The sequence below is a fragment of the Pantoea sp. NPDC088449 genome (assembly GCF_044753225.1).
In the GTDB taxonomy this organism is placed as follows: domain Bacteria; phylum Pseudomonadota; class Gammaproteobacteria; order Enterobacterales; family Enterobacteriaceae; genus Pantoea; species Pantoea floridensis.
In genome coordinates this window covers 75,215-94,276 of sequence record NZ_JBIVMT010000008.1, presented here as the reverse complement: position 1 = coordinate 94,276, position 19,062 = coordinate 75,215, and the positions used below count along the sequence as shown (strand labels likewise).

Genomic DNA, 19,062 nt, shown 5'->3' with positions numbered 1-19,062 from the left:
CCCGGTGGCAGTCTGGATGGGGGGGACATTGCTAACCTGAGAGGTACACCATGACGAATGAAGAGAACTATCTGGCCTGGGTGAAAGATGCCCATGCGATGGAAAAGCAGGCGGAAAGCATGCTGGAAAAAATGTCCGGCCGACTTGAGCATTATCCGGACCTTAAGGCACGTATCGATCAGCATATTGAAGAAACGCGTGAACAGCAAGCACTTGTCCAGTCAGTAATTGAACGTTACGACACATCAAGCTCCACCCTCAAGGATGCGATGGGCAAGCTGTCGGCGATGGGACAGGCGATGGGCGGCATGATGGCTGATGATGAAGTGGTGAAAGGCGCCATCAGCGGTTACGTTTTCGAGAACCTTGAAATTGGTAGCTATACGTCGCTTATTGCCGCCGCAAAACTTGTTGGTGATGCTGAGGGCGTACGCATCTTTACTCAAATCCGCGAGCAGGAGATCGCCATGGCCGAATGGTGCCTGCAGCATCTTCCTGACGTGACGGAGCAGTTTATGATCCGCTCTGCCACGCCCGGTGTGGAAGCAAAAAAATAATCCTGTGTTCTTCTGCCCGCTCAAGGCGGGCATTTTTTCGTCCGTAATATACCGGTTAACAGGAGTGAGCAATGTTCAGACATGTAAAACAACTGCAATACACGGTACGCGTTGCGGGGCCTCACCCGGGGCTCGCTAATTTATTATTTGAGCAGTTTGGTGGCCCCCAGGGTGAACTGGCCGCGGCATGCCGCTGCTTTACTCAGGGGTTGAGCGATGAAGATCCTGGGCGCAAGGACATGCTGATGGATATTGCCACGGAAGAACTGAGTCATCTGGATGATCATCAGTTCGCTGGTTGGTATGCTTAACAAGGGCGCTAAAGGTGACCTTGCAGAAGGTACCGAAAAGGAGGGCGATTTGTACCGAACCATTACCGGCAACGGTAACGACAGTCATCTTACCGCACTGCTTTATGGTGGAGATCCTGCCTTAATGAATTCTGCCAGCGTTCCCTGGACCGCCGCCTATGTCGATAGCATTGGTAAAGTCACTGCCGACCTACGTTCCAACATGGCAGCAGAGGCGCGCGCCAAAATTCTGTATGAACGCCTCATCAATATGACCGACGATCCCGGGGTGAAGGACGCGCTGCAATTTCTGATGACCCGGGAAGTCGCACATCAGATATCCTTCGAAAAGGCGCTTTACTCCCATCAGAATAACTTCCCGCCAGGGAAACTTCCGCCGATTTAAAAATACGCGGGTGTTTATTACAACATGTCCGCTGGCGGAGAGGTCAGGGGAAGCTGGAACTCTGATGAAAACTTCAGGTATATAGCCGATCCGTCACCCGCCGTTGACGATGGCGACGGAACGGCCAGCGTACAACTGCCAGCGAAACAGCAGGCGGCTGTTGATGCGCTTACGGCACGAATGGCTTCCGATCCGGAGGTAAACCCGGTAACGGGAACTGATATTGGTGCCGTCCCGCCGATTGAAAACGAAACCGTATCTCAGCGTCCTGTAAAAAAACCGTCAAAAAAATAGGGTCGTGCTACCCGGGCGTTCCTTACGGAGGATAGTGCATGCTGAATTTCATCAGGTCATTGTTTGGAAGTCCTGAAAAGCTCCTGTCAGTTCATTCACGGAGTGATATACAGGAGCTGTAAGAAGACGTGGAACGCGTTCTCATCAATGAAGATGGAAGGGCCTTAGTTAACACCCTGTGCAGGGAAGTACAAAGAGACTTTGCCCGTCACGTTGCCCCGCTTTGTAACGTCCTTAGGGGATATAATCCCGGACGGAACGCTGGCTAAGCCGTGAACATAATATAAAGGATCGGAAAATTTGCCTGCGTGCCTCGCTCACCTGAGTGAGTGAAGTCTCCCGATGTAACGCACTCTGAGCCTCCCATTGCGGAGGCTTTTTTCTGAGGACTGCTCCATCAGAGAAAGGTGTAAAATTCAGGGTTCCTGGCGAACCAGCGACTTAAAAGTATCGATGCAGCTGCCATGGATAGTCTTAAAATGTTTCGTTAATGAGCTTGCCCATTAATATGATTACGTCATCTATAGCTGATATGCCAGTGAGTATTTACTCATGACAATTCTGTTTTGACTGGTTGCGGAGACGTTGAGCCGCTTCAAGCGTAATCGACCTGGTGTAAAAATCGGCAGAGTTGGCTTTCATCTTCTCAAGTTCATAAAGAATGTTTTCACGACTAACCGGCAGGCCTGAGGCTATAAGTTCATTTACAGCCGTACCAATGGCTAGCTCGATAAGATTATTACGGTCTCTGGAGGAAGTCTTCATATAGTTGATCATATCAATTCGCTTTAAAATTAATTTACATCAAATCATAAACAATCTGAATAAAGGCGGGAAAATAGTAGGTACTTATATGCAATGAGGTCTTTGACACTTCTGGTTCAGACGGCAACGTATAGAGTCACTGTCATGGCATGGAATGCGTAACGATGCTGATGCCCAACGTGGCTGGCAACAAGAGTAGGTCGCTTATCTCAAACTGAACCTTAGCTGATAAAATGCGCTGCGCTTAATGAAGATTAAGAATCGTCCCAATTTAAATTAACTTCCCGTATATTCTTCAGGGTTTACTGCAGACACGAAAAGTATTGCTAGTATATAAAAAATAGTCAGCTACTCAGTGTTTCCATGTATTGTCATCTCTGTGGCTCCCGCTTAGGCGGGACTTTTTTTTAGAAAAAAACCGCCCCACAGGGTAAAGGAAGTTTATTACTGCGGCTAATAGCGTGTTCACTCATTGAATCATAGAGCACACAGATTGGAAGAGCCATTTCCCGCACTGAATATACGTTACACCCTTTTATTTTGTAATATTATTCAGCTCCTGTTCAGGAGCAATGTTGTCTTATCTCATTTTATTCTTTCAGAAAACGCTGCATTTCATTGATACTGAATAAACTCGCCTTTAAAACTACTTGTTCATTGTCTCCGGAGAACATTTGCCGGGATGTACGAATGCTGCCGTCCTCCAGACACCAAGCAAACCAGACTGTTCCTGCAGGCGTACCATCTGTTCCACCTGCCGGCCCTGCATAACCGCTAACGGCAATTCCAATATCGTCACCAGAAAGGCGCTTAGCTCCACAGGCCATCTCTTTAACTGAAGCTTCGCTTACAGCTGAATGAAGCCGTAGTGTTTCTTCCGCGACGCCCAGAACCCTGTATTTTGCATGGTCGGTATAAGTGATGAATCCACAATTATAAAAGGTGGTGCTTTCTTTCGCAGCTGCCAGTGATGAGCCTATCCATCCAGACGTACAGGATTCTGCTGTAGTGATTGTCAGCCTTTTCGTCTTCAGCATTGCACCTAATTTTTCGGCGGCAATCTTCAGTTTGTTATACATAGCCTGAGTCCTGAAAATAAATATACTTAAAATTGTATCTAAAAAATCGCGAAGGTTAAGATTAATCCAGTCTTGTCATACCGCCCGTGAGGTGTATCACCTATTCCCAATATTGCTCATGTGAAGCCTAAAAATTATGCGTTTCAATAAGCGCATCTGCGGACAATAGCAAAAGGCCACTGCTCCATTTCAGCCTGTAACTCACTGTACTGCATTGGTCCATCATTAACCTTGTTGAAGCAGATTCCGGCGGAATATTACTTAAGATCCGCTTCAGGCAAAAAGTGGATACAGAATTACATCATTCGTACATTCCTACACGCCTAAGCGGAGGCGGGTACTTTTCGCGAAATACCCTGCTTTACCTTCTGAATTGTAACCCGCTGATGTAGCAGGCAGGTAAAGCATTCTCTCACTTCCCCGGAAAGTTAAAGGCAGTCTCCGGTTGCGGGTTTGCTTCGTTTAATGCCTGAAGCCGAATGTAGCCAGCGCCGCCTGACTCGAACCTATTGGCTATCCTTTTAGTTCGCAGCATCCTTTAACGGGAAGGTAATGATGAAAATGAAAACCAGTGACTTTTTTGTTCAGCGCCTGAAAGAGTGGGGCGTGACGCGCATTTACGGCTATCCGGGCGACGGCATCAATGGCGTGCTTGGCGCTATTCAACGCACGGATAAAAAAGGGGAGGGTATTGAGTTTATTCAGGTTCGCCATGAAGAAATGGCTGCTTTTATGGCTGCAGGCCATGCAAAATTTACCGGAGAGATTGGCGTTTGTTTGTCCACGGGAGGGCCCGGGGCAACCCATCTGCTGACGGGACTGTATGATGCAAAAATGGATCATGCCCCCGTATTAGCGATTGCTGGTCAGGCAGAATCAACCGCCCGAGGGGCGAGTTATCAGCAGGAAATGAATCTGGACCGGATTTTTTCAGATGTGGCTAACTTCGTTCAGGAAGCGGCGTCTCCCGCTCAGGTGCGCCATCTGATTGACCGTGGGGTGCGTATTGCTAAAGCGCAGAACGGTGTGGCTGTCCTCATCATCCCGAAAGATATCCAGGATGAAGAATGGCAGCCGCCACAACACCTTCATGGTTTCACGCACTCAGGCAGTGGTTATCAGCGACCTAAGGTGCTCCCCTATGAGGCCGATCTGGCGCGCGCAGCAGAGATACTGAACGCAGGTAAAAAGGTCGCGATCCTTATAGGTTCAGGCGCGCGGAATGCTGCGGTAGAAGTGGTACAGGCGGCAAATATCCTGGGTGCAGGCGTGGCTAAAGCCCTGCTCGGAAAAGATGTACTGCCGGACGATGCGCCTTTTGTTACGGGCTCAATTGGTCTGCTGGGCACAAAACCCTCATGGGAACTTATGCAAAACTGCGACACGTTGCTCATGATCGGTAGCGGATTCCCCTGGACGGAGTTTCTGCCAGAAGAAGGCCAGGCGCGGGCCGTCCAGATTGATATCGATCCCGCCATGCTCGGACTGCGCTATCCCTGTGAGGTCAATCTCCATGGTGATGCAACAGAAACCCTTCGTGCATTATTGCCTTTGCTCACGCATAAAGAAGACCGTAGCTGGCAGGAGGATATCGCTGTACAGATTCAGGCGTGGTGGAAGCAGATGGAGGAACGTGCCCTTGCGCCGGCAAACCCTGTGAACCCTCAACGGGTAGTGTGGGAAATGTCACCGCAGCTACCTGACAATGCAATCGTGACGTCGGACTCGGGCTCCTGCGCTAACTGGTTCGCTCGCGACTATCGCGTTAAGCAAGGGCAACGTGCCACGCTTTCCGGCGGGCTCGCCTGTATGGGAGCCGCAGTTCCTTATGCCATAGCGGCGAAGTTCGCGCATCCAGAACGGCCGGTGGTTGCTCTGGTGGGGGATGGTGCTATGCAGATGAATAATATGGCGGAGCTGATCACTATACAGAAATACTGGAAGCAGTGGTCTGATGGGCGCCTGATTGTATGCGTGTTCAATAATCAGGATCTGAATCAGGTGACGTGGGAGCAGCGCGTAATGGAGGGTAATCCCCGTTTTGATGCCACACAAGAGCTACCGGATGTAAAATACGCAGAATTTGCAGCCTCTCTGGGGCTGACAGGCATTTACGTTGATGACCCTGAGCAAATTGCCAGTGCATGGCAGCGTGCGTTAAGCGCAGATCGTCCGGTTGTCCTCGAAGTTAAAACTGATCCGGAAATAGCACCGCTTCCGCCCCACATTACTTTTAAGCAGGCGAAAGCCTTCATGTCATCCATGTCAAAAGGTGACCGCGGGACATCACAGGTGATAAAAGATACGGCCAGTCAGCTCTTTTCAAAGAAGAGTAATTAAGATAGGTAGCATGTTCAGAAGCCAGGCCTCTGAACATGCTAATGCAGATACTCATTTCCTCGGTCATTCATGTTCGCTTGTCTCCATCAACCTATCCTCACGCTCCAGGGGCTCAATAATTATGAATCAGTCACACCCGCATTCGCGTCATCTCCGATCCTCTATTAGGGTTTAAGAATGACACATTTGAAGGGAAAGATAATGACTCAGGAATCATTGACCAATGAGCTGGAACTGCTGGATAAATACTGGCGTGCTGCGAATTATCTTTCGGTGGGGCAGATTTATCTGATGAGCAACCCGCTGTTGCGCAACCCCCTTCTGCCTGAGCACATTAAACCCAGATTGCTGGGACATTGGGGTACCACTCCTGGCCTGAACTTCATTTATGCCCATCTGAACCGAATTATCCGTCAGCGCGATCTGGATTTGCTGTATGTTTGTGGCCCGGGCCACGGTGGGCCCGGGATGGTAGCAAACACATGGCTTGAGGGAAGCTACAGTGAAGTTTACCCCCACATTAGTGAAGACGAAGCCGGAATGCAGCGTCTTTTCAAACAGTTTTCTTTCCCCGGCGGTATACCCAGTCATGCAGCGCCAGAGACTCCAGGCTCCATTAATGAGGGGGGAGAGCTGGGATACTCGCTGTCACACGCCTTCGGAGCGGCCTTTGATCACCCGGACCTTATCGTGCCCTGTGTTATAGGCGACGGAGAAGCAGAAACCGGCCCGTTGGCGGCTAGCTGGCACGGTATCAAATTCCTCAATGCCAGGCGTGATGGGGCAGTATTACCCATTCTGCATCTTAACGGTTATAAAATCGCAAACCCTACCATCCTGGGACGCAGCAGTGATGAAGACCTGAAGCAACTCTTCAGCGGCTATGGCTATGAACCACTATTTGTCTGCGGCCATGAACCTGCCGATATGCACAGGCAAATGGCAAAGGCGCTGGATGTGGCTTTCACGAGCATTGCTGAATTTCAGGATGAAACGCGCAACGGGAGTGAACCTGTGGCCGTTCCACGATGGCCCATGATTGTCCTTCGCAGCCCTAAAGGATGGACCGGGCCGAAGGAAGTTGATGGAAATAAAGTCGAGGACTTCTGGCGCGCGCATCAGGTGCCCGTTGCTGCGTGCAGGGAGGACGAATCGCATCGTCTGATACTTGAAAACTGGATGCGCAGTTATCAGCCAGATGAATTGTTCGACATAAGTGGCAGGCTTAAACCCGAGCTGCGGGCGCTAGTACCCGTGGGTAACAAACGTATGGGATCATCTCCTTATGCAAATGGGGGGCGTCTGCGACGCGAGCTCAGGACTCCCGACATCTATGATTTTGCGCTTGAGATTGGTCAACCCGGCAGCACCAGTGGTCAGGCGACTGAACTGTTTGGCCGTTATCTTAGCGAGATTTTCAGACGCAACCAGGATAACTTTCGCCTGTTTGGCCCGGATGAAACGGCTTCTAACCGTCTCTCACCGGTCTTCGATGTCACTGACCGTACATGGATGGAACCTCTCAAAGATTATGATGAACAACTAGGCCGTGATGGCCGGGTGATGGAAATTCTTAGTGAACATCAGTGTCAGGGGTGGCTAGAAGGTTACCTGCTTACTGGCCGCCACGGGCTGTTTAACTGCTACGAAGCCTTTATCCATATTGTTGATTCAATGTTTAACCAGCACGCGAAATGGCTCAAGGTGACGCGTAAACTGGGCTGGCGGAAGCCTGTTTCATCGCTTAATTACCTGCTCTCTTCCCACGTCTGGCGACAGGATCATAACGGTTACAGCCATCAGGATCCGGGCTTCATCGATCACGTCGCCAATAAAAAAGCCGACATAGTACGAATCTATCTTCCGCCGGATGCCAACACGCTTCTGTGGGTAGGTGATCATTGTCTGCGTACCTGGGACCGCATCAATGTGATTGTTGCCGGTAAGCAGCCTTCACCTCAGTGGCTGGACATGGATAGCGCGATTGTTCATTGTGAAGCCGGCATGGGAGTATGGGAATGGGCCAGTAGTGCGGGTGAACCCGATGTCATTATGGCGTGTGCTGGCGATGTACCAACAATGGAAACGCTGGCAGCAGTCGATTTATTACGCGCCTATCTGCCCGACTTACGCATTCGCGTTGTGAATGTCGTTGATCTGCTTGCAATGCAGACACAAGAACAACATCCACATGGTAAATCCGAGGCTGAATTTGATGCCTTATTTACCTGCGACAAGCCGGTGATCTTTGCTTTCCACGGTTATCCCAGCTTAATTCACCGACTCACTTATCAGCGTAACAATCATCGAAACTTCCATGTGCATGGTTTTAATGAAGAAGGGGCTACAACCACACCTTTCGATATGACCGTGCTGAACGAACTGGATCGCTATCATCTGGCACAGGCAGCGATAATTCATGTGCCGGGGCTGGCTGACCGCCATCCAGAACTACTTGACGATCTTCAGGAACGTATTGCTGAACATCATCGATACGTCCGGGAGAATGGGGACGATCTACCTGAAGTAAAAAATTGGATATGGAAGGGGACTGAATAGATTAATTGGAAGAGACGTCTCCGCATACGAGTAGGGTAAATTTCACAGTCAGTGATTATGCCTTAAATACGTTTAATTATCCGTAATTCAAGGAAGTCAATACTACGTGCTTGACGGTAAGTGTATTATGATGTTTTTATGGTTTATTATCAAAGGATTATTAAATTTCGCAAAATCATAATTATGTTAAATATAGCAGTTTACAGTACTAGTCACTGGGGGATTGAAAAAGTTACGAACATATTACAGCACTGCATGGGCTGACCATCTTTCTCACCATTTGTTGTTGAAAGGTATTGTGAAAGTCAGAATCCTGTCTTGAACTACTATCTGATTGAAAAACCTTACTAAATTATACTATCCCCTCTTCATATGTCATTGAAAAGAAAAGATTTGGTGAAGATGTGATCTCACGGTATTATCTTAAGACTAGCAATTTTATGGCTTAGTTCGGATGTGCTCCCTATTGCTTCGCCAATTGAGGGGGATGAAGAAAAATGGTCAATTATTTATATTTTGAATCATTGTGGATGATACTATGACAGCACAGCCCGCAACATTATCAGCGTTGACTTCAAGTAGTTTAGACCCAAATTTAGTAATCTTAGGTCTTGAGCAAACCGAGCAACTTAAATATCTCCACCGTATTGGAAGCCGTCACGGTTTTAACATCACTTCCCGCTGGGCGAGTACATCTGCATCATTATTAAAAACTATTACTAACCCAAGTGCTGGTTCGCCACATGCAACTTTAGCAAACCTACGCTTCATTGCAGTCAAAATTATAACAAGCGCGAATTGCTATTATGCTATTGATGAGATTATGCCTGGAAGCCAAACTCAGGCCTTAACCTCCCTTACGCATTATAATAAATTTAACCAAACATTTTCAGATGCCTTTCCTTCTAAGCTTGACGATAATACTGGACTTCCTAGTACTCCAGGGCATCATCTTACTGCGATAGAAAATTTAGGTGACGGCACGGCTTTCATCTTTTCATATGTTATTATGAAAAGGATTTCTGGTAAGTCTAAGCTAAGTGGCAACCAGTATCCGGTGCAGTTTTTTAATACTGTTTTCATTCCAAATGATTTGAGCAGAATAGAATATCGTATCGATAGAAAATTAGGTCGAAGATTATGCAACAAGGCATCAACAGAGTTAAGAAATGAATTTTTAGGAATACTGGCAGAGCAGCGTATTACCCTGCAGCTAAACACTGTTAACTTTTTCAAAGCTATTACAAATGCTTACAATGACTCATCCTATGGGCGAGTCGTTCAAGTGGATTTTATTGATAAAACTGGTGATGAAGATGCCTCACTAAAATGTAGAACAAATCCAAAGTATGATGCCCGCAATCGTGCTGTAGTTAATACTAGCCAAGGAAATACAAAAACTATTAACCAGCTTGAGGTTTTTGGGGTTGCTGTAAGATTTGACTATCATACAAATCAAGAATTGCATCATAACGAAATAGGTTTTGAAACTAATCGGGTAGATTGGGTTAATAGACAGTTTTGTGAAATGTTTTACTTTGAACAATCTTCAGATAATGCTGTTCATTACGGGGTGGTAAATGACATCCTCAAAAGAGCCAAATAAAATGGCTGATATAGTTAATGAGCAAAGGGAAAAACTTAATAAGTTAGTTTCTTTCTTCCCTAAGTTTAAGAGAAATGAATATGCGAACTATAATTTGCTTTTGGATTTTATTCAGGATAATGAAGAACTGCAGATTTACACAGTTCCAACATTGAAAGAAGCCACTGGCTTGCAAAATGACGGGGAACTCATTGATCTCGTTAGATATTTTGGTGGCGGACACTCTCGACTTTTCAGTATACATTACTGTTACTATGTTGGAACCGATTTTTTAAGAATAAATGAAGACGAGTTTCAAAATTATTTAAAAGAATCCATTGAACCAGTAGATGAAAATGGAAATGAGATCGAAGACTTCGACCCTCGAAATCTATCGTTTTATTGTTTGATTAACTATAAAGAATAAAAATGGACTTACAATCACTCTCTGAGCTTACTGCAAGGCATTCATTTTCTAGTAAATCAGATTTTATTAGCAAACTCTATTTGGATATTAATGAAATTATTGTCTCATTAGAAAATACAAGTGATAAATATTTTTCTGATGATGAGGATAAAATTACAAATTACATAGTTAATGGTCTTTCATGGCTTGGGTATGATGCTTCTGAACAAACAAAACAAGTAGGTTCTGTTGACTTAACAGTTTTTACTAAAGATCGTTTATATAAATGGATTGGTGAAGCTAAAATTGGTTATGATAATTCAAAAATATTTGAAGGACTTTTGCAGTTAGTAACTCGCTATGTAAAAAGAGACGAGAATGCAGGCTTGATAATATATTTTCAAAAAAATGATGCTCGCCTATATTTTATCCGCTGGCTTGAATACCTTTTCGGTAAGGATTGGGTGAAATATTGTAATCGAAAAAAAAATTTACACCTCGTGGAACCTTGCTTAGGTCATTTAAAAAAAGAAGATTTCACACAAAATAATCAATATCACTATGATGTTGTAGTAAAAAAACCAAATGGTGATCCAATTGAAATAAGGGTTTTCTTTGCTGATTTATACCATGAGCCTGCTGATAAAAGTGGAGTTTCTAATAAATCAATTAAGAATGGTCAAGCGAAGAATAAAATAAGAGAGTATACAAGTGCTTGGTTCAATGAAGATTTTGATGAAAAAGATCTCAAGTCTTTATTTGAAAATTTGAAAGTATTTCTAGGAAAAGATTTTGATCCAGATGATATTGAATAGTCAGTTCATGTAACCTTCGTTTGGCCACGACTTTTTCAAAAGGCCTCAATTTGCTAATCCTGGATTTACCAGCCTAATCTCTTGTCAGTACCCGGACACTACTAGATCGTTTTAACAGAGCTAACTCAACTTTGTGAAGTGGAAGGGCTCGTATTTACCTTTTAATTAGCCTAGTCCTTGCTCATCAGCACCCTACCACTACAAGATCATCACATACGATCCTAACTTCATTTAATGTTAGTTTTGTAAACTTAGAGAGGCCCTAACCTCTTGCTAGACCAAAGACATACTCAACCTACCAACCTTATATAATAAATTTTATAACGCATCATCCTGCCAAGATTTAATGCTTCATCCCAAAATGCTGATTGTAAATCACACACCACTTCAACTTCATATAATGGGAGTTATACGAACCCTCACGTCTCGATACCTATCCTCCAAATCAAACGCTCGCTTAAACGACTAACCTTATATAATTATCTTTATATAAGTCCAGACAGGGGGCCGGAAAAGCTGTATCATGCGGTTCCGGGCCAAATCCTTATCAATGAGGTCGTTTATATAGACCGTTTCCGGGCATGAAAGCGGCCGACGGTGCTATATACCGGCAGCTTAAAAAAACGGCAGCGTTACGTGAAATCTGGCGGGTAACCGCCCGGCTGTTTTCACAGAATTCACGTAGCGTCGCCAGAGCGTAAATGGGGGAAAACTGAACAGGATGAAAGATCTCTCCGTTTTTACCGACCTCATCCCAGGAACGGCGCCGGATGATGACCTGACCGGAAGGCTGGCGGCTTTCGTCCGCCACCGCGAGGCTTTTTCACCCAATACGTGGCGCCAGCTGCTGAGCGTCATGCGGATCTGCTGGCGCTGGTCGCAGGAAAACCGGCGTTCGTTCCTGCCCATGTCGCCGGAGGATTTGCAGGACTACCTTTTCCACCTGCAGGCCGCCGGCCGTGCAACGTCAACCGTTTCGGTTCACGCCGCGCTGATCGCAATGTTACACCGTAACGCGGGCCTGATCCCTCCGACGGTATCACCCGACGTGGTGCGCGCCAGAAAAAAAATTAACCGCACCGCCATCATGTCCGGCGAGCGTACGGGACAGGCTGTGCCCTTCTGCCGTCCGGATCTCGACCGTCTGGACGCGCTGTGGCAGCAATCGCCCCGACTACAGCACCTGCGGGATCTGGCTTTCGTTCACGTGGCGTACGGCACTCTCCTGCGGATGAGCGAGCTATCACGCCTGCGGGTGCGTGACGTCACGCGCGCGACCGACGGGCGCGTTATTCTTGACGTGGGCTGGACCAAAACCATCCTGCAGTCCGGCGGCATCGTCAAGGCTCTGAGCACGCGCTCTTCAGGACGGCTTTTGACGTGGATCCGCGCGGCGGGCCTGGCGGACGAGCCCGATGCTGTCCTGTTCTGCCCCGTTCACCGGTCAAATAAGGTTAACGGTGTCACGACCGTGCCCATGAGTGCGCCAAGCCTGGAAGACATCTGGCGACGGGCAAGGCGGTATGCTGGCCAGACGTCCCGCCAGGAAACCAATAAGGGGCGTTACGCCAGCTGGAGCGGCCACAGCGCGCGCGTCGGCGCCGCGCAGGATATGGCCAGAAAAGGCGTATCCATCGCGCAGATCATGCAGGAAGGCACCTGGACGCAGACCCAGACGGTGATGCGGTATATCCGCATGGTTGAGGCGCATAAAGGTGCTATGGTGGCGCTGATGGAAGATGATGATTAGTCTGGCCTGCTGGGCGCCTGTTAAGAAATTCCCCGGTATGGCCACCGCTTGTCAAAAGGATTTTCATGGCAAATTGCTTATTAAAAATATTTTCCCCTGAGGCCGGCTCCCCACTCCTCCTGGCATCTCCGGGCTCAGACCTCACCATAGTTACCTCCGTTGCAGCTGGCCCTTTTCTGTCAGAAAAATAATTTAATTACAATGAGTTGTAAATGACAGTCATTTATTCACAGCATACCTGCTGTTGGTAAGTCATTAAGCTGGTGCATTATTTACTCTGGCTTTTAATCAACATCCGCGGCGAGAGCTGTACTTTTTTATAGGGGTAAGGATCCGCATATCTGCGCAGGGTCTGTGTGCTGCGAATCTGAACGGGAGAATGCCCCTGCTGCTGCTAACGTAGGTGTTTTGTGCGGCTGCCTGAATTAACCTGAATGAATCATGCATGATGCGAAGGAAAACATATGGCCATCGATAAAACCGGTTTCATCCCTTTGCCTGCCTTCAGCGGCTTTCAGCCGGCATTTTCGCCGCTAATCGCTGACGTAGTGCAGAAACTGGGGGCCGTGATGCCCGAACTGATCCACAGTGTTTATGTTTATGGCAGCCTGGCTGAAGGCAGAGCAAAAGAGTCGGTTTCTGACCTCGACCTGACGGTGATATTCAGACGTGAGCCGGATGAACTCGCGACGAGTGAACTTATGGCAATTGTGTCCTGTCTTGAGCAGCATCATCCGGTCATCAGTAAGATTGATATTGATCCAGGCGTTCTGGATACCGTTATGCAGCCTGCCAGCGCAGAGCGCTGGGGCTACTGGCTGAAACATCACTGCATCTGCATTTATGGTGAAGATCTGCGTGATCGCTTCAAACCTTTCAGACCCTCAAGGAGTATCGCGATTGCTGTTAACGGTGATTTTCATACTGTGCTGAACGACTATATTTCACGGATGAAGCCCTCCCTTGCGCCTTCACAGCGGCATGCGCTCCAGCGGGCGGCGGCACGCAAAGCTATCAGGGCGACAAACATTCTGAGAGATGAAAGAGATACGGACTGGCCGTCAACGCTGGAGGAGCATCGTGAAAAATTTAATGACCGGTATCCGGCCCTCGCGGAAGAAATGGATTACCTGCTCAGCATCAGTCACCGCCCACGCGGCGACATCATGACTTTTGCTGGTAGAGTCTCTACATTTTCCTACTGGCTGAATGCCGAGTTCAGCACGCGTAACCGGTAATCGCGCATAAGCCGGCAGAGGCTTGTGCAGACACCATTACTTCAGCATCGTGATACATTCCGGATGCTTAACGCGAGGCATAGGATTCAGAAAATAACAGCGACATCGCATGATGGAACGTTTATGGCGTTCTGACGCGCCCATCCGGCATGTGTCGTGACAGCGGATACATTATCCGCCAGAGATATCTCATTTTTTCAGGCTGAACGGTCCACAGATGTTATATCTGCATCCCGCCGGACATGAAAAAAGCCCGCAAGGGTGGGCTGACTGGCTATCACTATTTATCGCCGTAGTGATAGCGGGCTGCATAGATAATGATCTCTCCGTTCTGAATTGAGTAGATCAGCCGGTGGCTCTGATCGATGCGGCGCGAATAGAGGGCCGGATCTTTGTGATGCCGTAACCGTTCAGGTTTTCCAATGCCGGTCAGCGGATCGGCCTCTATGCTGTGAAGCAACTGCCGGACGCGTTCAAACTTCTTTTTGTCTGTATCACGCCAGTAATTAAGGTCGTCAGCGCCATTTTTCGTGAACTTAATATTCCACTTCGACAAACTCGCCGCGCTCCGCCTGTTTCATTGACTCATTAATATGCGCTGCGTTCGCCGGGTTGCTGAACAGATACACTGTTTCCATCAGTGCCTCATACTCTCCCGCATCGATTATCACAACATCAGGTGCGTCGCGGCGCATAATGCGGACAGGCTCGGCGTCGTCGGTGACACGCTTCATCGTATCTGCGAAATGTTTGCGTGCATCGGTAAAATTGATTGAATGCATGTTATTAACCCCCATCAGTTGATGACCATTATGAAACATGTACTCAAATAAGTACAATTTTAAATTGTCACGATTTCATATCAGGGTTAAGACAACACGCAGAGCCCTGCAGGACGGTTAAATAAGGCTTTGTGTAAAATTTTACATCTGGGCACCGGAATGAAAACTATATGTCTTTACAAAGCCGGTCTTCCATGAGTGTTTTATTTGATTAGAGGAATATCACCCAGTCGCGTCGTATAACGCGGTGACAGTATTTCTCTTTTCATCTGCCAACTACTGTCCCGCGCGCCCTGTCCCGCAAAGGCCGGAGCGGTTTATCCTGTCCAACGCCGACATCAGCGCATCTGCGTTTGCACGCGGCGGCTGCTCGCTGAACATGTAATATTGCGCCACGCCCGATTGATAGAAATCGCCCAGCATGACGCCGGCTTTTGCATACCGGTAGCCTTCCCGCCAGATTGTGCTCAGTCCACCAAGCGCTGACGCGATAATGTCACGCGTGTCGTTCGTCGGATAATCGCAGATGCGGGAGGCCGTATTTGAATACTGCGGCTCATTATCGTGACGCCCGGTAGCGATCGATACGCTGATGTGCCGGCAGCGTGACTGCTGCTCCCTGAGCTTTTCCGCCGCACGAGTGGCATAGAGCACCACCGCCTGCTGCATATCCTCAAGTCGGGTGATGCGCTGCCCGAAGGAGCGCGAGTTAACTATCTGTTGCTTAGGCGGAGGCGCATCCTCAAGCGCCAGGCAGGACTCACCGTTGAGTTCACGCATTGTGCGCTCAACGATAACGTCAAAGTTCTTTCCTATCATGCTGACGTTACTATCCGCCAGTTGCAGTGCCGTGGTGATGCCAAGATGGTTAAGGCGAACGCTAATGCGTAGTCCAATTCCCCAGATATCACTCACGTCGATCAGCTGTAGCAGTTTACGCTGGCGACTTCTCTCTTACAGGTCCACCACGCCGTTTGTCTGCGTCCACTTCTTCGCCGTATAGTTAGCGAGCTTGGCCAGTGTTTTGGTCGGTCCAAACCCCACGCCAATGGTCAGTCCTGTTTCCCTTCTGATGCGCGTGCGCATCTGCTGCCCGAACTTATCAAGGGGAAAAAGGCTGCCAATGCCGGTGACGTCCAGAAAGCTTTCATCTATTGAATACACCTCCTGACCGGCTGCCATTTCGCCCAGAATAGCCATCATGCGTGCCGACATGTCGCCATTTATGTGGAAGGAAAATCTACAGAAATTATTGGTGCTTTAAGGTCAGCTATGAACTGTGAGTTCAACCGATGGATGCAACACATTGGTTAAAATCCTCTACGGGTGATTCATAGTCTAGCGTTTTTCTTGGCCTCTCGTTGAGCTGTCTGGCAACACTGTTTAGTCTTTGCTGGCTGTGAACCGATAAGTCAGTTCCTTTTGGAAAATACTGCCTGAGCAATCTGTTTGTATTTTCATTGGAGCCGCGTTGCCAGGGGGATTGAGGATCGCAGAAGTAAACCTGAATATCTGGGCTACAGTAAACCGGGTGTGGCTGGTCATTTCTGCGCCCCGGTCCCATGTTAATGTTTTATAGAGCTCAACAGGTAATTCCCGGGCTTGCCTGATGAGTACAGATATAATGGTTATGGTCTTGTTGTCCCTGATTTTGGCCAGCATAACAAAGCGGGAATGGCGTTCTACCATCTTGACAATATAAGAGTTTTTAGAACCCTGTATCAGTTCTCCCTCCCAGTGACATGGTATGGCTCTGTCTGTGGCTACAGGTGGCCTTTCGCTGAAGGGTATCGCATCCGGGAATGAGCCAAATCCCTTCCTTTTAAGCGATGTCGTTCTGGATTTACGTACTGTTCTTCCGCTTCTGAGGCACTGCTTCAGCTCTTTTTTAAAGCTCCCCGGGTTTGTATAAAAAGCGTTTTATAAATTGTTTCGTGTGACACATGCATTTCCTGGTTATCGGGATAAAAGCGTTTCAGCCAACCGGCGATTTGTTCTGGCGTCCAGTCCTGATGCACTTTCTCTGCAATGACTATACATAATGTGGGGCATTCTATTAACTTACAGGGTTTAGGCCGCAAGGCATTATCCCATGCTGTTTTGTCAGTATGTGCTGCACGATATTGTTTTTAAACCTCCGTGTCTATGGATCTCGCGGCTAATAGTCGAGGGCGCTCTTGATAATTTTCTGGCGATCTCCCTGATGCTGATTTTTGCTACCAGTCCTCTGGATATATCTTCCCTTTCGTCAGGCGAAAGAGACAGCCGGTGCCGTTTTCGGGTGGGGGGGCGCTATCCCTCAGTTTGATGGATGATGGGCCTATCAGAAGAGTGATATCTGTCGAACATTCTGGCGATGTCATGCAGGGAATCACCTTGTTTATATCTGCCCTAATAATCGCTTTCTGTTCCGACGTGTAGTTAATGCGCGTTCTTCGTTTCATGGCAACGTCCTCCTCGTTTAAGAATAGCGTTAACGGACAACAGGGCTTTATCAGGTCGCTGAGTATCTGAGCTGTCGTGTTTTGTTAGATGTTCTGCTACAGAAATTGCCTGGGCTCAGTTAGGGGTCTGACGCTCAGTGGAACGAAAACTCACTATAAGGGCTTCAGCCCCCTTTGCAGGGGCATTATACCTTCCAGAGCAGCGATGAAATTATTGACCTGGATGCACTGGTTGCCAGCCTGAAACTGTAGTCACGGAATTCCGGCTGTTCCGGCGTAAAAACACACGCCTAGTCCCGCTTGCTGGCGAGTTTTGTACTGACGTTCAACTGGTGCCACTGCTTCTGTAACGGGTCAAAGCGGCGTAACGTTTCAGCCTTTTAGTCGCACGGCGGCCCGCTTTTCGCTCATCAGGAATAATGAGTTGACGACGATCGCGGTGAGGGTACCCGCCGCCATGCCGTTACCCAGCACCATCTGCACTGCGACAGGGAAATTCTGGTACAAGCCAGGCACGAGGATCGGCAACATCCCCATCGCCAGACCAGTGGCCAAGGCATAGGTCTTCCCCGGCTTGTGCAGCGGCTCACGGGCGATCATATCGATGCCGATGACCCCGATGATACTGAAGACGATCACTGCCGTCCCGCAGACCACCGGACCGGGCAGACAGGTGGCAAGGCGCACCAGCGGAGAGAATAACGCAATCAGTATTAACAGCAATCCGGCAATCGCCGTGACGTGGCGTGATTTGACGTTAGTGGTCCTAACCACGCCGATATTCTCGCCGGAGGTTATAATCAACGAGGTACCGAAAATGCCGCCCAGCAGCGAGATAACGGCGTCGCCGCGGATGGTGCGGGGAATGGCCTGACGGACGTTTTGTGTCGATTTGACAATCTCTGCGGTGGCAATCGTTTGCCCGGTTGCTTCAGCCATAGAAATCACCGCATAAATTAACATCGGCAGAGACGCTGACAGATTGAAGATTGGCCAGCCGAACGGAAACAGCTGCGGCAGGCTGAACAGCGGCCCGTGGCTGACGCCGCTAAAATCGGCGCTGCCCAGCAGCATAGCAAGCAGTGTGCCCGCCAGCAGGCCAAACATGACCGACAGCTGACGCAGGATGCCGCTGAACGCCAGGGCGAAGATCAGCGTAATCAGGATGGTGACCAGTGCCAGAATAATGTTCGTGGGCTGTGCAAAGTGGCTACTGCCCGGCTGACCAATAATGAGCCCGCCATACAGACGAATCAGGTTGATGGAGACCAGCAGCAGCATAATCCCGATAATAAACGGCGGGAGGTGGTGCAGAAAACGGCGAAAAACGGGTAGGGCAATAAAATAAAACAGCGATGTTAAGATCACCGCGCCAATTGCCGTCTGTATATTTGTCTGTAAAGCGATAGCGATGAAGATCGCGATAGGCGCGCCACCCGGAACCATAATAAACGGCAGGCGCGCGCCGAAACTGCCGATACCGAGGCTTTGCAGGATGGCCCCCAGCCCGCACATCAGAAAGGTGGCGCTTAGCAGCGATGTGGTGACGCCATCGCTGAAGTGAAGCGCCTGGGCAATAAGAAAAACGGCGGTGATCGGCGTAGCGGCCACAACCAGCACATGCTGAAGGGCCAGCAGCAGCTTAGTTTGCCAGGGCAAGGCTTCGCTTTCCGGCACGGCGGAGTCATAATACGGCATAAATTCCTCCCAAAGACGTGAGAACATCCCCGCCGACCCGCGCCGGCGAAGAGC

16 protein-coding genes and 2 pseudogenes are annotated in these 19,062 nt (G+C 48.6%); 9 read left to right on the top strand and 9 right to left on the bottom strand.

Going from position 1 to position 19,062, the window contains the following annotated elements:
* Positions 1-50 precede the first annotated feature (50 nt).
* Together ACIP6T_RS23840 and ACIP6T_RS23835 are read left to right on the top strand one after the other, a co-directional pair.
* Complete coding sequence (locus ACIP6T_RS23840; RefSeq protein ID WP_400459584.1) at positions 51-557, top strand: ferritin-like domain-containing protein; 507 nt, start codon at positions 51-53, stop codon at positions 555-557.
* A gap of 71 nt (positions 558-628) precedes the next feature.
* Positions 629-1,547: pseudogene (locus ACIP6T_RS23835) on the top strand (manganese catalase family protein).
* A 546-nt stretch (positions 1,548-2,093) separates the two neighbouring features.
* Here the strand turns inward: ACIP6T_RS23835 and ACIP6T_RS23830 are convergent.
* Positions 2,094-2,324, bottom strand: coding sequence for a hypothetical protein (locus tag ACIP6T_RS23830; protein ID WP_097098359.1), 231 nt, complete (start codon positions 2,322-2,324; stop codon positions 2,094-2,096).
* Between the two features lie 578 nt (positions 2,325-2,902).
* The gene (locus tag ACIP6T_RS23825; RefSeq protein WP_097098358.1) at positions 2,903-3,391 is read right to left on the bottom strand and encodes a CinA family protein; all 489 of its coding nucleotides are present in this window, start codon (positions 3,389-3,391) and stop codon (positions 2,903-2,905) included.
* Between the two features lie 555 nt (positions 3,392-3,946).
* Between ACIP6T_RS23825 and ACIP6T_RS23820 the strand changes: the two genes are divergently transcribed.
* From ACIP6T_RS23820 to ACIP6T_RS23790, 7 genes are all read left to right on the top strand, one after another.
* Entirely contained in the window at positions 3,947-5,731 is a 1,785-nt protein-coding gene (locus tag ACIP6T_RS23820) for a thiamine pyrophosphate-requiring protein (RefSeq protein WP_400459579.1), read from the top strand.
* Positions 5,732-5,932: 201 nt separating this feature from the next.
* Complete coding sequence (locus tag ACIP6T_RS23815) at positions 5,933-8,290, top strand: phosphoketolase (RefSeq protein WP_400459576.1); 2,358 nt, start codon at positions 5,933-5,935, stop codon at positions 8,288-8,290.
* Between the two features lie 538 nt (positions 8,291-8,828).
* On the top strand, positions 8,829-9,896 hold the full coding sequence (locus ACIP6T_RS23810; protein WP_400459573.1) for a hypothetical protein: 1,068 nt from the start codon (positions 8,829-8,831) through the stop codon (positions 9,894-9,896).
* Positions 9,871-10,302, top strand: coding sequence for a hypothetical protein (locus tag ACIP6T_RS23805; protein WP_400459570.1), 432 nt, complete (start codon positions 9,871-9,873; stop codon positions 10,300-10,302). Before ACIP6T_RS23810 ends, ACIP6T_RS23805 begins: the two co-directional genes overlap by 26 nt.
* A 2-nt stretch (positions 10,303-10,304) precedes the next feature.
* On the top strand, positions 10,305-11,096 hold the full coding sequence (locus ACIP6T_RS23800; protein WP_400459567.1) for a hypothetical protein: 792 nt from the start codon (positions 10,305-10,307) through the stop codon (positions 11,094-11,096).
* Positions 11,097-11,817: 721 nt separating this feature from the next.
* Positions 11,818-12,846, top strand: coding sequence for a tyrosine-type recombinase/integrase (locus ACIP6T_RS23795; RefSeq protein WP_400459564.1), 1,029 nt, complete (start codon positions 11,818-11,820; stop codon positions 12,844-12,846).
* 464 nt (positions 12,847-13,310) lie between these two features.
* Positions 13,311-14,084 (top strand): nucleotidyltransferase domain-containing protein, encoded by a 774-nt coding sequence (locus ACIP6T_RS23790; RefSeq protein ID WP_400459561.1) that lies wholly within the window; start codon positions 13,311-13,313, stop codon positions 14,082-14,084.
* Between the two features lie 280 nt (positions 14,085-14,364).
* On the opposite strand, the gene ACIP6T_RS23785 is transcribed toward ACIP6T_RS23790, so the two are convergent.
* From ACIP6T_RS23785 to ACIP6T_RS23755, 7 genes and pseudogenes are all read right to left on the bottom strand, one after another.
* Positions 14,365-14,640, bottom strand: coding sequence for a Txe/YoeB family addiction module toxin (locus ACIP6T_RS23785; RefSeq protein WP_400459559.1), 276 nt, complete (start codon positions 14,638-14,640; stop codon positions 14,365-14,367).
* Positions 14,621-14,866, bottom strand: a complete 246-nt coding sequence (locus ACIP6T_RS23780) for a type II toxin-antitoxin system Phd/YefM family antitoxin (RefSeq protein ID WP_097098516.1) — start codon at positions 14,864-14,866, stop codon at positions 14,621-14,623. Before ACIP6T_RS23780 ends, ACIP6T_RS23785 begins: the two co-directional genes overlap by 20 nt.
* A 203-nt stretch (positions 14,867-15,069) precedes the next feature.
* Positions 15,070-15,135: a DUF4113 domain-containing protein gene (locus tag ACIP6T_RS23775; protein ID WP_400459720.1), complete on the bottom strand. Its 66-nt coding sequence runs from the start codon at positions 15,133-15,135 to the stop codon at positions 15,070-15,072.
* 7 nt (positions 15,136-15,142) lie between these two features.
* Positions 15,143-15,781, bottom strand: coding sequence for a hypothetical protein (locus tag ACIP6T_RS23770; protein WP_400459556.1), 639 nt, complete (start codon positions 15,779-15,781; stop codon positions 15,143-15,145).
* A gap of 39 nt (positions 15,782-15,820) precedes the next feature.
* A complete protein-coding gene (locus tag ACIP6T_RS23765) occupies positions 15,821-16,081 on the bottom strand; it encodes a hypothetical protein (RefSeq protein ID WP_400459553.1) in 261 nt (86 codons plus the stop codon).
* A 70-nt stretch (positions 16,082-16,151) separates the two neighbouring features.
* Positions 16,152-17,310, bottom strand: a pseudogene (locus ACIP6T_RS23760) (IS30 family transposase).
* Positions 17,311-17,682: 372 nt separating this feature from the next.
* Entirely contained in the window at positions 17,683-19,008 is a 1,326-nt protein-coding gene (locus ACIP6T_RS23755; RefSeq protein WP_097098478.1) for a uracil-xanthine permease family protein, read from the bottom strand.
* Positions 19,009-19,062: the final 54 nt, after the last annotated feature.